The organism is Streptosporangium sp. NPDC005286 (assembly GCF_040607515.1).
GTDB lineage: Bacteria > Actinomycetota > Actinomycetes > Streptosporangiales > Streptosporangiaceae > Streptosporangium.
Genome location: NZ_JBEXGU010000324.1, coordinates 1 through 4352 on the forward strand (window position 1 = coordinate 1; position 4352 = coordinate 4352).

The window sequence follows — 4352 nt, forward strand, 5'->3', positions numbered from 1 at the left end:
TGGGCAACCTCGGGCGCCTGGTCGATGCCGCGATGACCCGCCTCCAGCTCCGCCACCGCACTCCGGGCGGACGCGGGAAACACGTGCCGAAAACCGACGACACCAAATGATCACTGGTCAGGTGCGGCGACACACCTTCCCCGTAGTCGCGTTGCCGTACCTGACTGGCGATGACCGTGATCAGGTGGCCATGTCATCCGGTGGCAACCTGACCCGGAGCACAGGGCCGCCAGGCCCGCGCACCGGAAGCAGGGCGGCAGAGCCCTTGCTCCTCGCCATTGAGGCGTTCCTGATGACCACCGAGTGGAGACGGCCGGCGCAATGCCGAATGGCACCCCGAAGGGGCCGCGAAGCGGTTGGGCCGGCGGTCGGAGCGGCAGGCGGCAGCGCGCACCAGAGGCGGCGGGTGCGTTCGGTACGGCGGGTGCTCGGTGCGGCGGGCGGCGGGCTTACGCCGTGCCGTCCCGGCTGGCGCGGGCCGGGACCGGCCGCCAGGGCCGCACGCCCGGCCCGCTGGCCGTGCCGGGACGGCGGGGCGTGTCCCGCCGTGCGGCGGCGCGAAGCGCTGCCGCTTTAAACCAGTAAAGAAACTCTGAGCCAATGCCGGTCACAACGACCTGTCACAGCAGGAACAGGATGCGGCCGGTCGGTTCGGGCTCGGCCTTCTCCTGGAGTTGTTCAGGATCGTGGATGTCGGGGTCGAATCCCTCGGGCAGGCTGGTGAGGTTTTCGCGGGCGTAGACGGTCTCGAAGCGTTCGGCGTCGGCCTTGATCTCGGTCATCTCCAGGGGGCGGCCGTCTTTGTCGGCGAGAATGCGCCGGATGATCAGGATGGGGCTGCCGACCGATAGGGCCATCAGGTCGCGCTCGTCGGCATAGGGCATGCGAGCGGTGACGCTGGTCTCCCAGGTGGTAGGGCCACGTCCGCTGGTGATCGTGTCGTAGAACGACGTCTGAGTGAGCGCGTGGACGAAGGCTTCGTTGACGGTCTGCTTGGCGGTCGGAGCGGGGATGATCTCCGGGACGGTGTAGGAGTTGATGGTGATGATCAGGCCGGTGGTGGTGTGACGCCATCGGCTGGAGCGGTGAAAGACGGTGTGACCGGTGCGCAGGCCAAGAGTGCTGGCGATGTCACGGTTGGCGGCGCTGAACTCGCTGCGGCTGTAGGTCTGCTGGCCTTCGTCGTCGGTGTGGGGGGTGGCGAGTGGAGTCCAGCCCCATTGACGCGCGGTGGGGATGAACTCCGGGTCGGCGATGTCGTGGCGGGGCCAGGTGCCGAGCAGGATCGCGTGACGGTCGGGGACGGCTCGCACGAAGGTGCCGCGTCCGCGTACCACGCTGACGAGTCCTTCACCGACCAGGGCTTTGACGGCGTCGCGGACGGTGGGGCGCGACACGCTGTAGCGGGCTGACAGGGCGGTCTCGCTGGGCAGGGGTGCGCCGGGGGTGTAGCGGGCCTCCAGGATGTCAGCGCGCAGCGAGGCGGCGATGACCTCCCAGAGGGGGCGTTGGGAGTCGGCGAGTCGTTCCTGTTCCTCCGCGCTGAGGTCGAGATCGCCGATGTCGGGTTCGTAGTTGCTGCTGTCCACGGGAACTCCTTCGGCATAGATGTACGTTTCCCTTGTACTACATGTTGACAAGGCGTCGCAATGCGGCTCACTCTTGTACTACAAGTTAACCGTACGAGTGTGTATGAGGGGATGGTGACCATGAACGACAAGGAGGAAGCCCACATCACCACTGAACCGAACGGCCCTGAGGGGCCGAACTGGTCGGGGCATCCGCAATGGATGATCGACGTGGCGCAGCTGATCAACGATCCGGGCTATGACCGGTGGCGCTCCATGGTGGCCGCGACCGGCGGATGCTCCCACCCGATCCACCTGGCCGGAGAATCCACCATCATCAACGCGAACACGGGCGAGGTGCTGCACGACTACCGCACCACTGACGAGGTGCGCGGGTATCTGCTGGTGGCCTGCGGCAACCGGCGGGCCTCGGTCTGCCCCTCCTGCTCACGCGTCTACCAGGGCGACACCTTTCAGCTCATCCGGGCGGGCCTGTCCGGCGGCAAAGGCACCCCGGAAACCGTCAGCGCGCACCCTCGCGCGTTCGTCACCCTGACGGCCCCCTCATTCGGGCCGGTGCACACCCGGCGCGAGAAGAACGGCACGCTGCGGGCCTGCCGCCCCCGCAACCGCGACACGGTGTGCGAGCACGGGCGGCCGATCGGCTGCCACACCCGCCACGAGATCGGAGACGAACGACTCGGCCAACCCATCTGCGCCGAGTGTTACGACTACACCGGGGCGGTGCTATGGCAGGCACACGCGGGCGCTCTGTGGCATCGCTTCACCCTGGAGATGCGTCGCACCCTGGCCGCTGAGGCGGGCCTGACCCGGACGGCATTCGCCAAACAGGTCCGGGTCTCCTTCGCCAAGGTCGCCGAGTACCAGCGGCGCGGCCTGGTGCACTTCCACGCGGTGATCCGCCTCGATGGCCCCGAGGGCAGCACCGACGTTCCCCCGCTCTGGGCTGATCACGACCTCCTCGTACGGGCGATCACTCCGGCCGTGCGACGGGTCACCGTTCGTACCCCTGCCAGCGGGCTCGGCCGGTGGAACCTGACATGGGGTGATCAGCTCGACATCCGGCCCATCGTCCTAGACCAGGGCGCGGACGAGCTGAGTGAACGGGCGGTGGCCTCCTACATCGCGAAGTACGCGACCAAGGGCGCGGAGGCGTCGGGGACGGTCGATCACCGCCTATCGTGTCCGGTCTGCAAGGGGCGTGGGCGGTTGTGCCTGACGGCCTCGTGCGGGCACTGCCATGGAACCGGGTTGAAGCCGGGCCTGCACCTGGACGCACTCCCGGTGAGCGAGCATGCCCGACGCATGATCCGTACCTGCTGGGAGTTGGGCGCACGACGGGAGTTCACCGCGTTACGGCTGCGGCCATGGGCTCACATGCTGGGATTTCGCGGCCACTTCTCCTCCAAGTCGCGCCGCTACTCCACCACCCTTGGCGATCTTCGACAGGACAGAGCGAAGCACCGGGCGGCCGAAGCACACGAACGGCACGGGCTTCCCGAACTGGCCGATGAGAGCACGCTCGTTCTCGCTCACTGGCGCTTCGCCGGATCGGGCTATACCCCCGGTGAGGCGATCATGGCCGAACACATCCGGCATTGCGTCTCCCAGGCCCGCGCCATCGCGGCGAAGCGGGAGGACGGTTGACCGCACTCCGACCGTCCGCCGACCGACGGCTGTACCGCGTCTGCGAGGCCATGTACCTGCTCAGCATGAGCCGCAGCGTGATCTACGAACAGATCCGGTCCGGGCGCCTGCGCTCGGTCACCCAGGGCCGTACCCGGCTCATCCCGGCCTCGGCCATCTCCGACTACGTGGCACTACTCGAACAGGAAGCGAGGGCATCATGACCACACGACGCAGCCGGGGAGACGGCGGCCTGCACTGGGACGAGACCCGCGAACGCTGGATCGCCTCGGTGACCGTCGGCTACACCCCCGCTGGAAAGCGCATCGTCAAGAAGGCCAGCGGCAAGACCAAGACCGAAGCCAAGGCCAAGCTCAAAGAGATCATCCGCGACTATGACGACGGGCTGGCAAGCGGTCCGGCCAACTACACCGTCGCCGACGCCGTGACGGGCTGGCTCACCTACGGCCTGCACGGACGCGACCCGAACACCGTGGCCAACTATCGGACCCTCTGCGACAAGCACATCATCCCCGGCCTTGGTGCCCGGAAGCTGCGGGAGTTGAGCGCGGAGGACGTGGATCGATGGCTCATGGGCAAGGCCAAAACGCTCAGCGCTCGAACGGTCCGCCTCCTCCACTCGTGCCTGAACCGGGCGGTGAGGTTCGCCCAGTCTCGGGACAAGGTCAAGCGCAACGTGGTGGGCCTCTGTGAGGTCCCCGAAGGAAAGGAAGGGCGACCGTCCAAGGCGCTCACTCTCGACCAGGCGGAAGCCATCCTCAAGGCTGCGAGCGACACGCGGATGTACGCCTATGTGGTGCTCTCCCTCCTCATCGGTGCCCGTACGGAGGAACTGCGGGCGCTCGTCTGGTCAGAGGTGGATCTCGACGGCAAGCCGGGCACCGACGCTCCCCCATGGATCGCCGTGTGGCGCTCCGTACGGGAAGGCGGCGACACCAAGACCCGGAAGTCACGGAGATCTCTCGCGCTGCCTCGTCGCTGCGTCGAAGCCCTCCGGGAGCACCGAGCGCAGCAGGCCAAGGAGCGGGAGACGGCGGGCGCGAAGTGGACGGAGAACGATCTCGTCTTCGCCTCCCTGGTCGGCACTCCCCTGGACTCCCACAACGTACGACGGGC

At 67.6% G+C, this 4352-nt stretch carries 4 protein-coding genes; 3 read left to right on the forward strand and 1 reads right to left on the reverse strand.

The annotated features are described in order from the left end of the window. Nucleotides 1-620: 620 nt before the first annotated feature. Entirely contained in the window at nt 621-1589 is a 969-nt protein-coding gene (locus ABZU75_RS45430) for a GntR family transcriptional regulator (protein ID WP_355569470.1), read from the reverse strand. A gap of 120 nt (nt 1590-1709) precedes the next feature. On the opposite strand from ABZU75_RS45430, the gene ABZU75_RS45435 reads away from it, so the two are divergent. The 3 genes from ABZU75_RS45435 to ABZU75_RS45445 all read left to right on the forward strand — a co-directional run. Beyond that, on the forward strand, nt 1710-3236 hold the full coding sequence (locus tag ABZU75_RS45435; RefSeq protein WP_355569473.1) for a replication initiator: 1527 nt from the start codon (nt 1710-1712) through the stop codon (nt 3234-3236). Beyond that, on the forward strand, nt 3233-3439 hold the full coding sequence (locus tag ABZU75_RS45440) for a helix-turn-helix domain-containing protein (RefSeq protein ID WP_355569476.1): 207 nt from the start codon (nt 3233-3235) through the stop codon (nt 3437-3439). The genes ABZU75_RS45435 and ABZU75_RS45440 overlap by 4 nt, the downstream gene beginning before the upstream one ends. Further along, nucleotides 3436-4352 (forward strand): site-specific integrase (locus ABZU75_RS45445; RefSeq protein ID WP_355569479.1); only part of this gene is annotated, 917 nt, incomplete at its 3' end. The genes ABZU75_RS45440 and ABZU75_RS45445, both read left to right, overlap by 4 nt.

Coding starts and splice junctions, on each gene's coding strand:
- ABZU75_RS45435 (WP_355569473.1), top strand. CDS start 1,710: ATGAACGACAAGGAGGAAGCCCACATCACCACTGAACCGAACGGCCCT.